The organism is Streptomyces fagopyri (assembly GCF_009498275.1).
Classification (GTDB): Bacteria; Actinomycetota; Actinomycetes; order Streptomycetales; family Streptomycetaceae; genus Streptomyces; species Streptomyces fagopyri.
In genome coordinates this window covers 8160127-8177063 of record NZ_CP045643.1, presented here as the reverse complement: position 1 = coordinate 8177063, position 16937 = coordinate 8160127, and the positions used below count along the sequence as shown (strand labels likewise).

Below are 16937 nucleotides of genomic sequence, written 5' to 3'. Positions count from 1 at the left end.
CCGCGCCCGACGGGCCGGTTGCTCCCTCGATGGCGGACGTCCGCAGGAACGCGTACGCGGCGGACTCCATCGGGCGGGGACGCCGGCGGGTAGGGACGCGGGTCCTTCCGGATCACCGGGGCGGAGGCCGTCCTCACCGTTCACGAGACGCTCGCTGCGCCCCGCCTCCCCGCCGTCGTGCGGGACATCGTGGCGGTGGGCGTGGGCGGTCGGCGTGGGCGGTCGGCTGTTCGCCGGGGAGGACGCGCCACGGTGTCCGGGCCGGAGAGATGCGCGTCCGCCGTCGGCACCGGCCAGGACGGCTCGTCGGGGACTCCCCGCGCGCTCACGGGGTGGCGCTCCACGGCGGGCAGGCGGTGCCGGCGCGCTACTTCGCGGAGGCGGTGAGGTTCCCGCGCCCCGGCGTGGCGAAACCCTCCAGGTCCGCCCGCGTCAGACCCGTCAGCCGGGCCACCTCCGCGATGTCCAGGGCGCCGCAGTCCAGGCCGCGCAGAAGGTACCCGCTGAGCGCCTTGGCGGTGGCGGGTTCGTCCATGACGTCGCCGTCGGTGCGGCTGGCGTAACGGGTCAGGCGGCCGGCGGCCTGCTCGAAGCCCTCGCGGTAGAAGGCGAACACGGCGGCGTAGCGGGTCGGGATGTGACCGGGGTGCATGTCCCAGCCCTGGTAGTAGGCGCGGGCCAGGGCGCGGCGGGTGAGGCCGTAGTGCAGCCGCCAGGCGTCGTGCACCTTCTCGGTCGGGCCGACCGGCAGCACGTTCGTGGAGCCGTCCGAGACGCGTACGCCGGTGCCCGCGGCGGCCACCTGCATGATCGCCTTGGCGTGGTCGGCGGCCGGGTGGTCACTGGCCTGGTGGGCCGCGCTGACGCCGAGGCAGGCGCTGTAGTCGAAGGTGCCGTAGTGCAGGCCCGTGGCGCGGCCCTCGGCGGCCTGGATCATCCGGGCGACGGTCGCGGTGCCGTCGGTCGCCAGGATCGACTGGCTGGTCTCGATCTGGATCTCGAAGCCGATCCGTCCGGGCGCGAGGCCGCGCGCCTTCTCGAACTCCTCCAGCAGCCGCACCATCGCGGTGACCTGTTCCGCGTACGTCACCTTGGGGAGGGTGAGGACCAGCCCCTCGGGCAGGCCACCCGCGTCCATCAGGCCGGTCAGGAAGACATCCAGCGTACGGATCCCCCGGCGGCGGACCGGTGCCTCCATGCACTTCATGCGGATGCCCATGTACGGAGCGGCCGTACCGTCGACGTACGCCTGCGCGATCAGCCGGGCCGCGCGCGCCGCCGCCTCGTCCTCCTCGGCGTCCGGGCGCGGACCGTAGCCGTCCTCGAAGTCGACCCGGAGGTCCTCGACGGGCTCCCGTTCGAGTTTGGCCCGCATCCGGTCGTACACGGGCCCGGCGAGGTCGTCGCCGAGACCGAGGACCGCGGCGAAGGAGGCGGCGTCGGGCGCGTGCTCGTCGAGGGCCGCGAGCGCCCGGTCGCCCCAGGAGCGGACGGTGTCGGCGGTGAACGCGTCGGCGGGGACGTACACGGTGTGGACGGGCTGCCGCGTGCCGGGGTCTCCGGGGTAGCGGCGCTCCAGTTCGGCGTCGACCGGGGCGAGAGAGGCGCTGATCTCCTCGCTGACGGCGCCCGCGAGACTCGTCGCCACATTCTCCTGCTGGCCCTTGCCCATCCCACACCCTCCTGTTTTCCGCTTCATGGAATCAACAATCCGTAGAGCGAAGTTATCCATGGCGCTTCGCGTGGTCAACACCTGTCCGCACCCTGGTCCGTCGCCTTCTCTCCTGCCCCATGCCTTCTTTCGCGCACCGCCACGCACCCCTCATGCTGGCCGTACCAGGAGGGGATCTCATGTCGAACATCCGCCGGGTGACCCGGCGTCTGGGCCTGCGGACCGCGGTGGCCGCCGCGGTGACCGCCCCTCTGCTCGGTACGGCGTCGGCGTCCGCCGGCCCCGGCGGCGGGCGGCGGCTGGACGTCATGACGTTCAACCTGCGCTTCGCGAGCACCGCCGAGCCCCACAGCTGGGCCACGCGCCGGCCGGTGATGCGCGAACTGCTGCGCCGCGCGGCCCCCCACGTCATCGGCACCCAGGAGGGCCTCTACGCGCAGTTGCGTGACATCGCGTCCGATCTCGGACGGCGGTACGACTGGATCGGCGCCGGCCGCGCGGGCGGCAGCCGTGACGAGTTCGCGGCGGTCTTCTACGACACCGAGCGCCTCGCCCCGGCCGGATACGACCACTTCTGGCTCTCCGACACACCCGAAGTGATCGCCTCCAACACATGGGGCGGCTCCCACATCCGCATGGTCACCTGGGTCCGGTTCCGTGATCTGCACGCGGGCGGACGCGAGTTCTACGTCCTCAACACCCATCTGGACAGCGGGAGCCAGTACGCGCGTATGCGTGCCGCCGAGCTGATCGGGCAGCGGATCGCCGGGTTCGACCGCGCCCTGCCGCTCGTGGTGACCGGCGACTTCAACAGCGCCGCCCACGAGAACCCGGTCTACGACACGATGCTGGGCGCCGGTCTCGTGGACACCTGGGACACCGCTGCCGAACGCGGCATCCCGTACGCCACCTTCCACGGTTACGGGCCGCTGGTGCCCGGTGGTGACCGCATCGACTGGATCCTCGTCACGCCCGGGGTGCGCACGCACCGGACGGAGGTCGACACCTTCTCCTCGCACGGGCGCCACCCGAGCGACCACCTGCCCGTACGGGCCACGCTGAGCCTGGGATGACACGAGGCCCCCGTGACCGCGCGGGCGGTCACGGGGGCCTCGTACGGCCGGACTCGGTCAGCCCTTGCGGGACTTGATCTCGTCGGTGAGCTGCGGGACGACCTCGAAGAGGTCACCGACCACGCCGTAGTCGACGAGGTCGAAGATCGGAGCCTCGGCGTCCTTGTTGATCGCCACGATCGTCTTCGACGTCTGCATGCCGGCGCGGTGCTGGATGGCGCCGGAGATGCCGGAGGCGATGTACAGCTGCGGCGAGACGGACTTGCCGGTCTGGCCGACCTGGTTGGAGTGCGGGTACCAGCCGGCGTCCACCGCGGCGCGCGAGGCGCCCACGGCCGCGCCGAGGGAGTCGGCGAGGTTCTCGATGACCGAGAAGTTCTCGGCGCCGTTGACACCGCGGCCGCCGGAGACCACGATCGCGGCCTCGGTCAGCTCGGGGCGGCCGGTCGCCTCGCGCGGGGTGCGCGCGGTGACCTTGGTGCCGGTGGCCTTCTCCGAGAAGGAGACGGCGAGGGCCTCGACCGCGCCGGCGGCCGGGGCGGCCTGCACGGCGGCGCTGTTGGGCTTCACCGTGATGACCGGGGTGCCCTTGGAGACACGGGACTTGGTGGTGAAGGAGGCGGCGAACGCGGACTGCGTCGCGACCGGGCCCTCGTCACCGGCCTCCAGGTCGACCGCGTCGGTGATGATGCCGGAGCCGATACGGATCGCGAGGCGGGCCGCGATCTCCTTGCCCTCGGCGGAGGACGGGACGAGCACGGCGGCCAGGGAGCCCCCGGCGGACACCGCCTCGTACGCGGCCTGCAGCGCGTCCACCTTCGGTACGACCAGGTAGTCGGCGTACTCGGCGGCGTCGTGCGTGAGGACCTTCACCGCGCCGTGCTCGGCGAGCACGGCGGCGGTGTTCTCGGCGCCGGAGCCGAGGGCGACGGCGACGGGCTCGCCGATGCGACGGGCCAGCGTCAGCAGTTCCAGGGTGGGCTTGCGGACGGCACCGTCCACGTGGTCGACGTAGACGAGAACTTCAGCCATGGGACTTCTTCTCTCCTGCTTACGAAAGATGAGGGGCGGTCGGCGTGTCGGGGTTCAGCGAGCCTCGAACGGGCCTCAGATGAACTTCTGGCCCGCGAGGAACTCGGCGAGCTGCTTGCCGCCCTCGCCCTCGTCCTTGACGATCGTGCCGGCGGTGCGCGCCGGGCGCTCGGCCGCGGTGTCGACCTTGGTCCAGGAACCCTCGAGACCGACCTCGTCCGCCTCGATCTCCAGGTCCTCCAGGTCCCAGGACTCCACCGGCTTCTTCTTCGCGGCCATGATGCCCTTGAAGGAGGGGTAGCGCGCCTCGCCGGACTGGTCGGTCACCGACACGACGGCCGGCAGGGAGGCCTCCAGCTGCTCGGAGGCGGTGTCGCCGTCACGGCGGCCCTTGACCGTGCCGGTCGGGCCGCCCTCGACGGAGACCTCGGACAGCAGCGTGACCTGCGGGACGCCGAGACGCTCCGCGAGCAGCGCCGGAACGATGCCGGCGGTGCCGTCGGTGGACGCCATGCCGGAGATGACCAGGTCGTAGCCGGCCTTCTCGATCGCCTTGGCGAGCACCAGCGAGGTGCCGATGGCGTCGGTGCCGTGCAGGTCGTCGTCCTCGACGTGGATGGCCTTGTGGGCACCCATCGACAGCGCCTTGCGCAGCGCGTCCTTGGCGTCCTCGGGACCGACGGTCAGCACGGTGATCTCTGCGTCGTCCGCTTCGTCGGCGATCTGCAGCGCCTGCTCCACCGCGTACTCGTCGAGCTCCGAGAGCAGACCGTCCACGTCGTCACGGTCGACGGTCAGGTCCTCGGCGAAGTGCCGGTCGCCAGTGGCGTCGGGCACGTACTTCACAGTGACAACGATCCTCAAGCTCACGCCGGCTCTCCTACTGCATCGTCATTTCTGGGCTGCCTTCTTTCAGGCAGCATAGGCGCCTGAAGCGGCCGATCCCGGTCGGGGCGGCCCGCGCTCCGAACGAAATATTACTCGCCAGTACATCCACTTCCTGCCCACTGAGCAAGCGCTTTGCACTGTGACCTTGGCAACGCTGTGTAACCGGCGAGTAGGTTGGAAGCCGCCCGTCAGTCACGCAGGCCGTTGAACCGGCCCTGGTGGTAGAGGAGCGGGCGTCCGTCGCCCGACGGGTCGCCGAGGACGACCTCGGCCAGCACGATGCGGTGGTCCCCCGCCGGGACCCTGGCCACGATCCGGCAGACGAGCCAGGCCAGCACGTCGTCGAGGACGGGAACACGCTCGGGCCCCGCGCGCCAACGGGTGGGCGCGCCGAAACGGTCGGCGCCGCTCCTGGCGAAGGTGGCGGCCAACTCCCGCTGGTGCTCGCCGAGTATGTGCACGCCGACGTGGTCGGACTCGGAGATCGCGGGCCAGCTCGACGCGCCGGAGCCGACGCCGAAGGAGACGATCGGGGGCTCCGCGGAGACCGAGGTGAGCGAGGTGGCGGTGAAACCGACCGGGCCCTCACCGCCCTGCGCCGTGATCACTGCGACACCGGCGGCGTGCCGCCGGAAGACGGAGCGCAGCAGTTCGGGCGAGGCGAGCTGGTGGGTGCCGAGACCTGGCGTGGCCGTCATGGAGTCGTCCTCACTGCGAGAGGTGTCGTGGGGGTCCCCCGCCCGGGGGGCGCCGAGGGCGGGGGAGGGTCCGCTGGTGCTCAACGGACCGGACAGCACGCACTGGCGGTGCGGGCCAGGTCCACGTGGACACGCTCGAAGAGAAGGAGTTCCGGGGGCATACGGTCAGGCTGACGATAGGTGGCCGGTGCAGTCAAGTGCGGCCCGGTCTTTGGGAGCTGTCTCACCGTCGCCTCACAGGCGGACGGAGCCGGTCCGGGCGGGCCGGAACCCGTCGGTCCGCCGGGTCACACGGCCTCACCGAGCGCCGCGATCACATCCGCCTTGCGCGGTTGGCCGGTCGCGCGGCGCACGATCCGCCCCTCGGCGTCCAGCACGAGCACGGTCGGCGTCTTGAGGATGTCCAGTTCGCGGACGAGGTCGAGGTGGTCCTCGGCGTCGATCTCGACGTGGGACACACCGGGCACCAGCCCGGCGACCTCGGCGAGCACCCGCCGGGTGGCCCGGCAGGGGGCGCAGAAGGCGCTGGAGAACTGCACGAGCGTGGCCCGTTCGCCGAGCCCCTCCCCCAACTCCGCCGCGCCGAGCCGCTTTCCGCCGTCGCGTCCGCGCACCCTCACCCTCCCGCTCCGCCGCTGGTGCAGCAGTCCGTATCCGCTCGCCGCGGCGAGCACCACCATGCACACCACAAGTCCGGTCATCATGTGCACAAGCATTCATGAGACCGCAAAGATTCCCGGGGCCCCGGATCGCCCCCGCTGCGGAATGCTTGATTCATGGACATCGACGTGAGAGGGCCGCGGTTCGGCGCGGCCGTGACGGCTGCCGTGCTGGCAACCGTGCTGGTCACCGGCAGCGCCTGGCTACTGGCCTGGCAGACACTGGCGTTCGCGCTGGGCGCGGCGGGTGGCGTCACGCGCTCGCCGTACGGGCTGCTGTTCAAGGCGGCCGTACGTCCCCGGATCGGGCCGCCGACCGGCTTCGAGGCGCCGGGGCCACCGCGGTTCGCCCAGGCGGTCGGACTGGCGTTCGCGGCGGTGGGGTTGGTCGGTTACGCGGTGGGGCCCGCCTGGCTGGGGCTCGCGGCGACCGCTTGCGCGCTGGCGGCCGCGTTTCTGAATGCGGTGTTCGGGTACTGCCTGGGGTGCGAGATGTACCTGCTCGTACGACGGGTATCAGTACGCGTGCAGTAAAGGCGAGTTAAAAGTCCGAGGTGGATCACGGGGACGACGTGACGAGGATCTCGCCGCCGCGAGGCACCAGGACTGGCCACTCGTCCGTTCTTCGGGCACGATCTGCGCAATGCCGTAAACCTACGGCTGCGTAACTTTTCCGCCGGGGGGACCCCTTCCCAGGCAGAGAGAAGGGTCCACCCCGTCCATGGCAGAGCTTGTCTACCGTCCCGTCGTCGGTCTCGCCCAAACGTTGTTCAGGGCATGGGACCTCAAGATCGACTGCAAGGGAACGGAGAACATTCCGCGCTCGGGCGGCGCCGTGCTGGTCAGCAACCACATCAGCTATCTGGACTTCATCTTCGACGGTCTCGCCGCCTTGCCACAGAAGCGCCTGGTGCGTTTCATGGCGAAGGAGTCGGTGTTCCGGCACCGGATCTCCGGTCCGCTGATGCGGGGCATGAAGCACATCCCGGTGGACCGGAAGCAGGGTGAGACGGCCTATCAGCACGCGCTGGAGTCGCTGCGTTCGGGCGAGATCGTCGGCGTCTTCCCCGAGGCGACCATCTCCCAGTCGTTCACGCTGAAGAGCTTCAAGTCGGGTGCCGCGCGCATGGCTCAGGAGGCCGGCGTCCCGCTGATCCCGATGTCGCTGTGGGGCACCCAGCGGCTGTGGACCAAGGGGCACCCGCGCAACTTCAAGCGCAGCCACACCCCGATCACGATCCGGGTGGGCGAAGCGGTGGAGGCTCCCCAGGACCAGTACGCGGGCGCCATCACCCGGCGACTGCGCGAGCGTGTCCAGGAGCTCCTGGAGGCCGCGCAGCGCGCCTATCCCGTGCGCCCCAAGGGGCCGGACGACACCTGGTGGATGCCCGCGCATCTCGGTGGTACGGCACCGACCCCCGAAGAGGTCAAGGCGGCCGAGGCCCGCTGACTCGTCACTCCGGGGCATGCACGGTGACGCGTGCCCCGGGGCTGAACTTCTCCAGCAGTTCGGCGAGTTCGGCGGCCGCCGCCCCGATCTCGGCCACCGGCGTCGGCGCGAGCCCCTCCAGCAGGAAGATCGCGGAGGTGGACTCCTCGGTGAGACGGGTGCGCGGTCCCTGGCGCCAGTTCCAGCGCCGGCAGGTCACACCGACCCCGTCGCGCCAGACCACTTCGCCCGCGTCCGGGTGTTCCACGGTCTCGGCGCCGCCCGTGACGGTCACGAACTCCTCTTCGCCCGTGGCCCGCACGAGCCGCATCCCGCCGCTGACGCGCTCGATGTCCTCACCCCCGACCGGGATCAGGTGGGCGACGCTCATCGCGTTGTAGAGGTCGACCAGCACGTTGATCCGGGGCAGTCCGGCGTCCGTCAGGGCACGTCTGGCCAGCGCCTCCGCCGAGTTGCGGGTGCGCGAGGGCTTGGACCCGAAGGCCGTGTAGACCTCGCGCCAGGCCGCCATGTGCGGGTCCTCGTGCGGGGCGCGGCCGTCGAGGCGTCCGGCCAGCCTTCGGGCCGCGTCGTCGAGCAGCGCCGAAGTCCCCTCGGTGCTGGGCCCGTTGACGAGTCCGTACGCCTCGACGGCGACATGGGTGAAGCCGGGCGCCAGGGCGCGCACCTCGTCGGACACGGTGAGCGTGAGGGTCATGATCCGCGATGCCTGCCTTGCCTCAGAGTGCGGTGGGGAGCGTCTCCCACAGACGCGTCCGGTCGGGGGCGGCCCTCAGGGTGCTCAGCACGACCGGATGAGGTTCAGCGTACAGGACCGGGTAGTCCAGCTCATTGGACTCCGGGTCGGGCGTGAAGGCGAGCCGCTCACCGTCCAGGGAGAACCGCGCGTCCACACCGGGCTTGTTTCCGCGGGGGTCCTGCCGGTGCCATGCCCCGTGGAACCGCACGGCCACCAGCCCGTGCACCTCGTCGAACTTCTGGTAGCAGAACGCGGTCGGGATGTCCTCGGCGCGCAGCAGCGCGGCCAGGGCATGGGCCTTCGCGTAGCAGACACCGGTGCGCAGCCCGAGGACGTCGGAGGCGCGCCAGGTGACACGCGGGTCACCCGAGTCGTGCGAGTGCGGGATGGTGTCGCGCACGAATTCGAAGGCCGCCCGCGCATAGGCATACGAGTCGGCGGCCTCCTTCGCGAGCCGGGCAGCCGTCGCCCGCACCAGCGGATGATGGTGGTCGATCACCTCGTCGGCGACCAAGTAGGCGGAGATGTCCGGGTTTTCCTGGATGAGCTCCATATCCGCAGAGCATAGGAATACGGCCGACCGAGAGTCAATGACTTTTCGGTCGACCGCATACCTATGCAGTACGTCGGGAAGTGACGGACGATGGCGCCTAGTGCTGGGCCATCTCCTCCTTGAGCGCGGCCAGGAAGCCGTCGACGTCGTCCTCGGTGGTGTCGAAGGAGCACATCCAGCGGACGTCGCCCGCGGCCTCGTCCCAGAAGTAGAAGCGGTGGCGCTTCTGCAGCCGCTCGCTCACGTCGTGCGGGAGGCGGGCGAAGACCGCGTTGGCCTGGACCGGGTGGATGATCTCCACGCCGTGCACCGAGCGCACGCCCTCGGCCAGCCGCTGGGCCATCCCGTTGGCGTGGCGGGCGTTGCGCAGCCACAGGTCCTTGGCGAGCAGCGCCTCCAGCTGCACGGAGACGAAGCGCATCTTGGACGCCAGCTGCATCGAGAGCTTGCGCAGGTGCTTCATCTGCCGGACGGCGTCCTGGTTCAGGACGACGACCGCCTCCCCGTACAGCGCGCCGTTCTTCGTCCCGCCCAGGCTCAGGATGTCGACGCCGACCGCGTTGGTGAACGTCCGCATCGGGACGTCGAGCGAGGCGGCCGCGTTGGCTATCCGGGACCCGTCCAGGTGCACCTTCATGCCGTGCGCGTGGGCGTGGTCGCAGATGTCACGGATCTCGTCGGGTGTGTAGAGCGTGCCCAGCTCGGTGCTCTGGGTGATCGAGACGACCTGCGGCATGGCACGGTGCTCGTCGTCCCAGCCGTACGCCTGCCGGTCGATCAGCTCGGGGGTGAGCTTGCCGTCCGGTGTGGGGACGGTGAGCAGCTTGAGGCCGCCCATGCGCTCGGGCGCCCCGCCCTCGTCGACGTTGATGTGCGCGCTCTCGGCGCAGATCACCGCTCCCCAGCGGTCGGTGACCGCCTGGAGCGCGACGACGTTGGCCCCGGTGCCGTTGAAGACCGGGAAGGCCTCCGCGGTGGCACCGAAGTGGCTGCGGATGATCCTCTGGAGGTTCGCCGTGTAGTCGTCCTCGCCGTACGCGACCTGGTGTCCGCCGTTGGCCAGCGCGACCGCCGCGAGCACCTCGGGGTGGGCGCCCGCGTAGTTGTCGCTGGCGAAGCCGCGGACGGCCGGGTCGTGGTGCCGCCGGGCGTCGGTCTTCGGACGGTTCACGGCTTCTCGGTCAGCCACAGACGTTTTCCGTTCACTTCACCGGCGGGCAGGTCCCAGACGCCCGCGATGGACTCCGCCAGCGCGTCGACGTCCGTGAAGCCCGCGAACTTCGCGTTCGGGCGCTCGGCGCGCATCGCGTCGTGCACCAGTGCCTTGACCACCAGGATGACAGCCGCGGAGGTCGGGCCCTCCTCGCCCCCCGCCTTACGGAAGAAGTCGCCCATGGCCAGTGTCCACGCCTCGGCGGCGGCCTTGCCCGCGGCGTAGGCGGCGTTGCTCGCCGTCGGCTTGCTCGCCGCCGCGGCGCTGATCAGGACGTACCGGCCGCGGTCGCTGCGCTGCAGCGCCTCGTGGAACGCGAGGGAGGTGTGCTGCACGGTACGGACGAGCAGCAGCTCCAGGAAGTCCCAGTCGTCCAGGCTCGTCTTGGTGAAGGTCTCGCTGCCGCGCCAGCCGCCGACGAGGTGGACCAGACCGTCGACCCGGCCGAAGTCCTTCTCGATCCGGGTGGCCCACTCACGCGTCGACTGCAGGTCGAGCAGGTCCACGGTGTCCCCGACCACGGTGGCGCCGCCGTGCCCGTAGCGGGCCGCGTCCACGGCCGCCGCGAGCCGCTCGGGGTCGTTGTCCGAGCCGACGACGGTCGCGCCCGCGTCGGCGAGCCGGGCCAGCGTCGCGCGTCCGGCGGGTCCACCCGCGCCGGCCACCGCGATCACCGCACCGCTGAGAGCTCCGTTCGCCATCTTCTTCGCCTCCTGAGCGTCCTCGGCGCGGGCGCTCACGCGGCGACCCGCTCGGCGCCGGCCGCGGTGATGCCCCTGGTCGAGGCGATCACGTTCTTCAGCTTCTTGGAGAGCGCCTCATAGAACATGCTCAGCGGAAACTCGTCCGGAAGCACGTCGTCCACGAGCTTGCGCGGGGGCTGGCTCAGATCCAGGGCGTCCGGACCCTTGGCCCAGCGCGATCCCGGGTGCGGGGCGAGGTAGCCGGAGACCAGCTCGTACGCCTTGAACCAGTGGACGAGCTTGGGACGGTCGATGCCGGCCCGGTAGAGGTCCTCGATCTCGGCGCACAGCTGGTTGGTGACCTGCGGGGCGCGCTGCCAGTCGATGTGCAGCTTGTTGTCGGTCCAGCGGACGACGTCGTGCTTGTGCAGGTAGGCGAAGAGCAGCTGGCCGCCGAGGCCGTCGTAGTTGCGGTTGCGGTCGCCGGTGACCGGGAAGCGGAACATCCGGTCGAAGAGCACCGCGTACTGCACGTCACGGCCGTGCTGGTGACCCTCGGCCTCCAGCTTCACAGCCTCCTTGAAGGCGGTGAGGTCGCAGCGCAGCTCTTCGAGGCCGTACATCCAGAACGGCTGCCGCTGCTTGATCATGAACGGGTCGAAGGGCAGGTCGCCGTGGCTGTGGGTGCGGTCGTGGACCATGTCCCACAGCACGAAGGCCTGCTCGCAGCGCTCCTGGTCCTGCACCATCGCGGCGATGTCCTCGGGCAGCTGGAGGCCCAGGACGTCCACGGCGGCCTCGGTGACGGCGCGGAAGCGGGCGGCCTCGCGGTCGCAGAAGATACCGCCCCAGCTGAAGCGCGCGGGTGCCTCGCGCACGGCGATGGTCTCCGGGAAGAGGACGGCCGAGTTGGTGTCGTAGCCCGCCGTGAAGTCCTCGAAGGTGATCCCGCAGAACAGCGGGTTGTCGTAGCGGGTGCGCTCCAGCTCGGCCAGCCAGTCCGGCCAGACCATGCGCAGCACGACCGCCTCGAAGTTGCGGTCCGGGTTGCCGTTCTGCGTGTACATCGGGAAGACCACCAGGTGCTGGAGGCCGTCCTCACGGTTCGCGGCGGGCTGGAAGGCCAGCAGCGAGTCCAGGAAGTCGGGGACCAGGAAGCCCCCGTCGGCCCAGCCGCGCAGATCCTTCACGAGCGCCTCGTGGTACGCCGCGTCGTGCGGCAGCAGCGGGGCGAGCCGCTCGACGGCGTCTATCGCCCGGCGTACGGCCAGCTCGACATCGGCGGAATCCGGGGCTCCCTCCGCCTCGAAGTCGATCGAGCCGTCCTTGGACTGCCATGGGCGGATCTCCTCCACGGCATCCTTGAGCACGGGCCAAGCCGGGTGCTCCACCACCCTGCCCACGGGAGGAGCCTGCTCCTCCGTACCCACCTGCACAAGAATTTCCGTCATGTCTCATCCTCCACGGGAGAACCTCGCGTATGCACACCGTATGTAAATGAGGTTCCTTCCCGCAAGGGGAGTATCGATAGATTATCCTGCGCAACCCCCACCTTCACCGCTCTTTTTCCTGTCGTACACCGCATGGGCGACTACTTCCGTCAAGCGGTATCGGGCGTTCCGGACATCCGCGGAAGGTGTCCGCGGGACGTCACGACAGGGGCCCGACCGCCGCGCGGTCCGGTCGACCCGAGTCGTCAATCACCACAGGACTCGCCCACCCCCGGGTGATCCGGACCGGGTCGCGAGGGCGTACCCCGCCCGGCCGGGACACGCCCTGCCGGCGTACGAGCGGGTACATCGCGCGGCCGGGCGATTAGGCTGCGGCCTTGCCGCGTGGGCGCCGCCGGGACCACGCGTGCGCAGAGCCGCCGTCGACGGAAGCGAGTCGCGTCTTGAACTTCCTCACCATCGGTCATCGCGGAGTGATGGGTGTCGAGCCCGAGAACACCCTCCGTTCCTTCGTCGCCGCCCAGAACGCGGGCCTCGACCTGATCGAACTCGATCTGCATCTGAGCAAGGACGGCGCGCTCGTCGTCATGCACGACGCGGACGTGGACCGTACGACCGACGGTTCGGGGCCGGTCTCCGAGATGACGCTCGCGGAGCTGCGGGCGCTGGACGCCGGGTGCGGTGAGCGCGTACCCGTCTTCGAAGAGGTCCTGGACGCCGTCAGGGCGCCGTTGCAGGCCGAGATCAAGGACACCGCCGCGGCACGGGCGCTGGCCGACGTGATGCACCGGCGCGACCTGGTGGGACGCGTCGAGGTGTCGTCGTTCCACGACGAGGCGATCGCCGAGGTCACCCGGCTCGTGCCGGGCGTCCGCACCGCGCTCATCGCGAGCCGCTACGGCGTCGACGTCGTGGACCGCGCCGTGGAGGCCGGTGCCGCGACCGTCTGCCTGAACATCCGCCGGCTGACCCTGGAGGTCGTCGAGCACGCCCGCGAGTCCGGTCTGAGGATCATCGGGTGGGTGGTGAACACCCAGGACCAGCTGCGGCTGGTGCGCGCGCTGGAGCTGGACGGCGCGACCACCGACTACCCCCAGATCAAACGCACCGGCCGCTTCACGGCGTGACCCGCCGGGCGCCGCCCGGACCGCTGCTCGCGGCCACGCCGGGCATCAGCCCAGCGGCTTGACCAGCAGCTCGAACCGCAGGTCGTCGCGCTGCGGGACACCGAAGCGCTCGTCGCCGTACGGGAACGGGGTCATCCGTCCCGTACGGCGGTAGCCGCGCCGCTCGTACCAGGCGATGAGGTCGTCGCGTACGGAGATCACGGTCATGTGCATCTCCACGACGTCCCAGGTCTCGCGCGCGTACCGCTCCGCCTCGGCGAGGATCACCTTGCCCAGGCCACCGCCCTGGAGTGCCGGGCTGACCGCGAACATGCCGAAGTAGGCGTGGTCGCCGCGGTGTTCCAGCTGGCAGCAGGCGACGACGGCGCCGTCCCGCTCGACGGTCAGCAGCCGGCTGTCCGGCGCCTTGATGACGGCGAGCACGCCCTCCGGGTCGGTCCGCTGCCCCTGGAGGATGTCGGCCTCCGTGGTCCAGCCGGCCCGGCTGGCGTCACCGCGGTACGCGGACTCGATCAGCGCGACGAGGACATCGGCGTCCGCGTCGGTGGCGTCGCGGAAGGTCAGTCCGTGGGAGGCGGCGGTGTCCATGGAGCGGTTCTCCGAATCTGTGGCGCGGGTCGGGCACCGCCGAGCGTAACGCCCCGCCCGGCCCACCTGCCGTGATCGCCGGTGGATCAGCGCGCGACGACGGCCGCGGCACCCCGCCGCCCGTCGTCGCGGCGCCGGGACCCACCCGGCACGGGGAGGCCCCGGAACCACGCGTGCGAGGCGCGGCGTCCGGCGCCGCGCGCTGATCCACCGGGGATCACGCGAGAGCCCCTAGGCTCCGGGGGCATGGTGCATGTACTGAGCAGCCGGACCCTCCTGCGTCCCGCCGACCCGGAGCGCTCCCGCGCCTTCTACGGCGGGCAGCTGGGCCTCGCCGTCCACCGGGAGTTCGGCACGGGGCCCGAGCGCGGCACGGTCTACTTCCTCGGCGGCGGCTTCCTGGAGGTCTCCGGCCGTTGCGACGTAACGCCCTCGCCCGCGCTCAGGCTGTGGCTCCAGGTGGCCGACGCGGCCGCGGCGCACGAGGAGCTGACGGCCGCCGGCGTCGAGATCCTGCGTCCCCCGGTCAAGGAGCCCTGGGGGCTGATCGAGATGTGGATCGCCGATCCGGACGGCACCGAGATCGTGCTCGTGGAGATCCCGGCGGACCATCCGCTGCGCCACCGGCCAGGAATCTGAGGCGACCCGGCACCCGGAGAGCGGCGAGCCGACCGCCGGTGTCGCCGCCGCCCGGTCGAGCGGCGGTGCGTGGACGGACTCCGCACCCGGAGCACAGCGCCGGCACCGAGGCCTGCGCGGCGGGCGGAGTCACGGGGCACGGCCCGGTGCCGCTCAGCCGCGCGGGACTCCGAGTCGGCCCTCCAGCTGGCCGAGCAACTCCCCCAGAAGCGAGGCGAGTTCACGCTGGCGGGTGGGGTCGATGCCGGACAGCGCCGTCGTCTCGTAGGCGAGCTGCTGGGGCAGGATGCCGTCGACGAGCTCGCGCCCGGCGTCGGTGAGCCGGACGTGCGCGACCCTGCGGTCACGGGTGTCGCCGCGGCGTTCGACCAGGCCGCGCTCGGTCAGTTGCTTGAGGCGCTTGGTGACGGCCGCGCCGGAGGAGAACGTCTCACGGGCGATCTCGCTGGGGGTCAGCTCGTGGCCGGTACGGCGGAGCGTCCCGAGGACGTCGAACTCGGGGCGGGTCAGCCCGGCCCGGCGCAGCGGGGCGTCCTCGGCCTGCTGGAGGAGCGCGGCCGAGCGGTTGATCCGGCCGATGATCTCCATCGGTCCGGTGTCGATGCCGGGATGCACCGCCCGCCATTGCCGTACGACCGCGGCCATCGTGTCCCCGGGCACCGCCGCCCGTCCGGCGCCGGGATCCCCGCCCGCCGCCCGCCCGTTCGCTGCCGTCATGCCTGTGCGCCCTCCACGGAGTGCAGTCCCTGCCGTCGTACCGTCGCCGCGAGCGTACGGTGTCCGGACCGTTCCGCCCGCATCACCCGCTCCTCCGGCAGGGCGCGTTGCCACCATTCGCCGGCCGCGGCCTCGGCGGTCGCCCGCAGTTCGACGACGGCGCCGGCCAGGTCGCGGCGCGCGGACTCCAGGGCGCCGGGCGCGGGACGCTCCGAGCCGAGGACCCGCACGGCGCGCTCGTCGGCGCGCTCGACCGCGTCGAGGGCGTCCTCGACGCGGTCGCCGGCCCGACGGTTGGTGACGGCGACCGCCGCGGCGAAGCCGGCCAGCGCGCCCACCAGCGTGTCGACGACCCGGTCGGTCATCAGCTCGCCGGGCCGCTGGAGATGGGCGAACTCGGTGATGAGCAGGGCCATGGGGGTGACACAGACGCTGCCGAGCCAGTAGTTGCGACCGATCAGAGCCTCGGCTCCGAAGTTGAGGGCGAGACAGCACAGCACGAGGGCCGCCGCACCGAGGTGGGCGAGCGGGACGAGGGCAGCGAAGACGAGTACGCCGACGAGGTTGCCGACGACGCGCTGCACGCCCCGGCTCCAGGTCAGGGTGACGTTGGTCTGGTAGAGCGAGGCGGCGGTGACGAGGGCCCAGTAGGGGCGGCCGACACCGAGGGCGAGCGAGGCCCAGCCGGCCAGCGAGCAGCCGAGCGCGACGCGCAGCGCGATCGGGGCCAGTGGGCCGAGTCGCCGTAGCAACGGCCGCTGTCCGAAGGCGAGTTCGGCCTCCACGCCCAGGAGTTCACCGGCGGCCGCGCCGAGGCCGTCAGGGTGCGGTACGGGGCCGGTGCCGCGCAGGTCGCGCGCCCAGCGGCGCAGGCGCTCGGGCTCCGTGTCGGCGGGCGCGGCGATCGCGACCTCGGCGCGTACGACGAGTCGTTCGAGGGCGCGCCGGGGCGCGGAGCGGGCGCCGATGGAGAGCAGCGACTGCCATGCCCCGTGGACGGCGGCGGCCGCGGCGGCGCGGGCACGGGCGGACCCGGCGCCGTCGCCCCGCGTCGCGGCGTACGCCGCGGCGGCGTCGAGAGCGTGCGCGGTGGTCCGGCGCTCCGGTCCGTGCGGGCGGAGGACTCCCGGCGCCATGCCGACGACCCAAGCCCAGACGCCCGCCGCGGCTCCCAGCGCGAGATGGCCGGGGACCTCGCCGAGCGTCTGCGGGACGAAGAGGGACGCGGAGCTGATGAAGGAGAGGACCACATGGCCGGGCGGCCCGACCCGGGTGGCGTCGCACAGCACCTTCTGCACGGCGGCCAGCAGAGCGCCGACCGTGACGAGGACGGCGGGGTTCGTGGTGAGGGACGCCGAGGTCAGGGCGACGGCGAGTCCGGCGAGCATCCCGAGCACCACCAGGGCGAGGGCACGGGCACGGGCGGCGTACGGACGGTTGTGTGCGTAGAGCGCGCAGAGCGACCCGGCCATGGTGTACATCGCCAGGTCCAGCCGGCCGAGCGCCAGCAGCGCCAGATTCGGCGGAGCCACCGAGACGACCACACTCAGCGCGGGCTTGAACCAGATGTCGGAGGGCCGGCCGAGCCGCAGCACCCCGGCCAGCGGGAGGCGACGCGCGCCCGAAAGGGGACGGGGGCGGCGCGCCCGGGGCATCTGGGGGGTCGCGGTGCTCATACGGTGAAGAATAACAGATATTTTACGAGTAAAATACTCACGCAACATATCGAGGCCGCCCCGTCCGCCTCTCCCACCT

19 protein-coding genes are annotated in these 16937 nt (G+C 71.5%); 5 read left to right on the top strand and 14 right to left on the bottom strand.

Going from position 1 to position 16937, the window contains the following annotated elements; translation table 11 throughout:
* Positions 1-367 precede the first annotated feature (367 nt).
* Complete coding sequence (locus GFH48_RS35455) at positions 368-1672, bottom strand: DUF6986 family protein (RefSeq protein WP_153292154.1); 1305 nt, start codon at positions 1670-1672, stop codon at positions 368-370.
* Positions 1673-1851: 179 nt separating this feature from the next.
* On the opposite strand from GFH48_RS35455, the gene GFH48_RS35450 reads away from it, so the two are divergent.
* Positions 1852-2745 carry an endonuclease/exonuclease/phosphatase family protein gene (locus GFH48_RS35450; protein WP_153292153.1) on the top strand — a complete coding sequence of 298 codons (894 nt, stop codon included), beginning with the start codon at positions 1852-1854 and terminating at the stop codon, positions 2743-2745.
* 57 nt (positions 2746-2802) lie between these two features.
* On the opposite strand, the gene GFH48_RS35445 is transcribed toward GFH48_RS35450, so the two are convergent.
* The 5 genes from GFH48_RS35445 to GFH48_RS35430 form a co-directional block, all read right to left on the bottom strand.
* The gene (locus tag GFH48_RS35445; protein ID WP_153292152.1) at positions 2803-3777 is read right to left on the bottom strand and encodes an electron transfer flavoprotein subunit alpha/FixB family protein; all 975 of its coding nucleotides are present in this window, start codon (positions 3775-3777) and stop codon (positions 2803-2805) included.
* Positions 3778-3852: 75 nt separating this feature from the next.
* Positions 3853-4647, bottom strand: a complete 795-nt coding sequence (locus tag GFH48_RS35440) for an electron transfer flavoprotein subunit beta/FixA family protein (protein ID WP_153292151.1) — start codon at positions 4645-4647, stop codon at positions 3853-3855.
* A gap of 206 nt (positions 4648-4853) precedes the next feature.
* Positions 4854-5363, bottom strand: coding sequence for a flavin reductase family protein (locus GFH48_RS35435; RefSeq protein ID WP_153292150.1), 510 nt, complete (start codon positions 5361-5363; stop codon positions 4854-4856).
* An 80-nt stretch (positions 5364-5443) separates the two neighbouring features.
* Positions 5444-5524 carry a putative leader peptide gene (locus tag GFH48_RS40210; RefSeq protein WP_351629460.1) on the bottom strand — a complete coding sequence of 27 codons (81 nt, stop codon included), beginning with the start codon at positions 5522-5524 and terminating at the stop codon, positions 5444-5446.
* 126 nt (positions 5525-5650) lie between these two features.
* Positions 5651-6064, bottom strand: a complete 414-nt coding sequence (locus tag GFH48_RS35430; RefSeq protein ID WP_153293268.1) for a TlpA family protein disulfide reductase — start codon at positions 6062-6064, stop codon at positions 5651-5653.
* Positions 6065-6139: 75 nt separating this feature from the next.
* On the opposite strand from GFH48_RS35430, the gene GFH48_RS35425 reads away from it, so the two are divergent.
* Together GFH48_RS35425 and GFH48_RS35420 are read left to right on the top strand one after the other, a co-directional pair.
* Positions 6140-6556 carry a DUF4395 domain-containing protein gene (locus tag GFH48_RS35425; protein WP_153292149.1) on the top strand — a complete coding sequence of 139 codons (417 nt, stop codon included), beginning with the start codon at positions 6140-6142 and terminating at the stop codon, positions 6554-6556.
* Between the two features lie 187 nt (positions 6557-6743).
* Positions 6744-7472 carry a lysophospholipid acyltransferase family protein gene (locus GFH48_RS35420; protein WP_153292148.1) on the top strand — a complete coding sequence of 243 codons (729 nt, stop codon included), beginning with the start codon at positions 6744-6746 and terminating at the stop codon, positions 7470-7472.
* Positions 7473-7476: 4 nt separating this feature from the next.
* Here GFH48_RS35420 and GFH48_RS35415 read toward each other — a convergent pair whose 3' ends face one another.
* The 5 genes from GFH48_RS35415 to GFH48_RS35395 form a co-directional block, all read right to left on the bottom strand.
* Positions 7477-8169 carry a B3/B4 domain-containing protein gene (locus GFH48_RS35415; RefSeq protein WP_153292147.1) on the bottom strand — a complete coding sequence of 231 codons (693 nt, stop codon included), beginning with the start codon at positions 8167-8169 and terminating at the stop codon, positions 7477-7479.
* 22 nt (positions 8170-8191) lie between these two features.
* On the bottom strand, positions 8192-8764 hold the full coding sequence (locus GFH48_RS35410) for a transglutaminase domain-containing protein (protein WP_153292146.1): 573 nt from the start codon (positions 8762-8764) through the stop codon (positions 8192-8194).
* Between the two features lie 97 nt (positions 8765-8861).
* Positions 8862-9935: a threonine aldolase family protein gene (locus GFH48_RS35405; RefSeq protein ID WP_153292145.1), complete on the bottom strand. Its 1074-nt coding sequence runs from the start codon at positions 9933-9935 to the stop codon at positions 8862-8864.
* The gene (locus GFH48_RS35400) at positions 9932-10678 is read right to left on the bottom strand and encodes an SDR family NAD(P)-dependent oxidoreductase (RefSeq protein ID WP_153292144.1); all 747 of its coding nucleotides are present in this window, start codon (positions 10676-10678) and stop codon (positions 9932-9934) included. The genes GFH48_RS35405 and GFH48_RS35400 overlap by 4 nt, the downstream gene beginning before the upstream one ends.
* Positions 10679-10713: 35 nt before the next feature.
* Positions 10714-12111 carry a DUF6421 family protein gene (locus GFH48_RS35395; RefSeq protein ID WP_153292143.1) on the bottom strand — a complete coding sequence of 466 codons (1398 nt, stop codon included), beginning with the start codon at positions 12109-12111 and terminating at the stop codon, positions 10714-10716.
* A 443-nt stretch (positions 12112-12554) separates the two neighbouring features.
* Here GFH48_RS35395 and GFH48_RS35390 point away from each other — a divergent pair, with 443 nt between their 5' ends.
* Positions 12555-13238 carry a glycerophosphodiester phosphodiesterase gene (locus tag GFH48_RS35390; protein WP_153292142.1) on the top strand — a complete coding sequence of 228 codons (684 nt, stop codon included), beginning with the start codon at positions 12555-12557 and terminating at the stop codon, positions 13236-13238.
* Between the two features lie 45 nt (positions 13239-13283).
* Here GFH48_RS35390 and GFH48_RS35385 read toward each other — a convergent pair whose 3' ends face one another.
* The gene (locus GFH48_RS35385) at positions 13284-13826 is read right to left on the bottom strand and encodes a GNAT family N-acetyltransferase (RefSeq protein ID WP_153292141.1); all 543 of its coding nucleotides are present in this window, start codon (positions 13824-13826) and stop codon (positions 13284-13286) included.
* Between the two features lie 246 nt (positions 13827-14072).
* On the opposite strand from GFH48_RS35385, the gene GFH48_RS35380 reads away from it, so the two are divergent.
* Positions 14073-14465, top strand: coding sequence for a VOC family protein (locus GFH48_RS35380; protein ID WP_153292140.1), 393 nt, complete (start codon positions 14073-14075; stop codon positions 14463-14465).
* 153 nt (positions 14466-14618) lie between these two features.
* On the opposite strand, the gene GFH48_RS35375 is transcribed toward GFH48_RS35380, so the two are convergent.
* Both GFH48_RS35375 and GFH48_RS35370 read right to left on the bottom strand, forming a co-directional pair.
* Entirely contained in the window at positions 14619-15182 is a 564-nt protein-coding gene (locus GFH48_RS35375) for a MarR family winged helix-turn-helix transcriptional regulator (RefSeq protein ID WP_153292139.1), read from the bottom strand.
* Positions 15179-16858: an FUSC family protein gene (locus tag GFH48_RS35370; protein WP_194280768.1), complete on the bottom strand. Its 1680-nt coding sequence runs from the start codon at positions 16856-16858 to the stop codon at positions 15179-15181. The genes GFH48_RS35375 and GFH48_RS35370 overlap by 4 nt, the downstream gene beginning before the upstream one ends.
* Positions 16859-16937 lie beyond the last annotated feature (79 nt).

Bases quoted from the DNA above. Each gene is read 5' to 3' on its own strand.
- GFH48_RS35380 (WP_153292140.1), top strand. From the start codon at position 14,073: ATGGTGCATGTACTGAGCAGCCGGACCCTCCTGCGTCCCGCCGACCCG.
- GFH48_RS35415 (WP_153292147.1), bottom strand. From the start codon at position 8,169: ATGACCCTCACGCTCACCGTGTCCGACGAGGTGCGCGCCCTGGCGCCC.
- GFH48_RS35410 (WP_153292146.1), bottom strand. From the start codon at position 8,764: ATGGAGCTCATCCAGGAAAACCCGGACATCTCCGCCTACTTGGTCGCC.
- GFH48_RS35450 (WP_153292153.1), top strand. From the start codon at position 1,852: ATGTCGAACATCCGCCGGGTGACCCGGCGTCTGGGCCTGCGGACCGCG.
- GFH48_RS35370 (WP_194280768.1), bottom strand. From the start codon at position 16,858: ATGAGCACCGCGACCCCCCAGATGCCCCGGGCGCGCCGCCCCCGTCCC.
- GFH48_RS35385 (WP_153292141.1), bottom strand. From the start codon at position 13,826: ATGGACACCGCCGCCTCCCACGGACTGACCTTCCGCGACGCCACCGAC.
- GFH48_RS35375 (WP_153292139.1), bottom strand. From the start codon at position 15,182: ATGACGGCAGCGAACGGGCGGGCGGCGGGCGGGGATCCCGGCGCCGGA.
- GFH48_RS35420 (WP_153292148.1), top strand. From the start codon at position 6,744: ATGGCAGAGCTTGTCTACCGTCCCGTCGTCGGTCTCGCCCAAACGTTG.
- GFH48_RS35455 (WP_153292154.1), bottom strand. From the start codon at position 1,672: ATGGGCAAGGGCCAGCAGGAGAATGTGGCGACGAGTCTCGCGGGCGCC.
- GFH48_RS35400 (WP_153292144.1), bottom strand. From the start codon at position 10,678: ATGGCGAACGGAGCTCTCAGCGGTGCGGTGATCGCGGTGGCCGGCGCG.
- GFH48_RS40210 (WP_351629460.1), bottom strand. From the start codon at position 5,524: ATGCCCCCGGAACTCCTTCTCTTCGAGCGTGTCCACGTGGACCTGGCC.
- GFH48_RS35395 (WP_153292143.1), bottom strand. From the start codon at position 12,111: ATGACGGAAATTCTTGTGCAGGTGGGTACGGAGGAGCAGGCTCCTCCC.
- GFH48_RS35425 (WP_153292149.1), top strand. From the start codon at position 6,140: ATGGACATCGACGTGAGAGGGCCGCGGTTCGGCGCGGCCGTGACGGCT.
- GFH48_RS35435 (WP_153292150.1), bottom strand. From the start codon at position 5,363: ATGACGGCCACGCCAGGTCTCGGCACCCACCAGCTCGCCTCGCCCGAA.
- GFH48_RS35430 (WP_153293268.1), bottom strand. From the start codon at position 6,064: ATGACCGGACTTGTGGTGTGCATGGTGGTGCTCGCCGCGGCGAGCGGA.
- GFH48_RS35445 (WP_153292152.1), bottom strand. From the start codon at position 3,777: ATGGCTGAAGTTCTCGTCTACGTCGACCACGTGGACGGTGCCGTCCGC.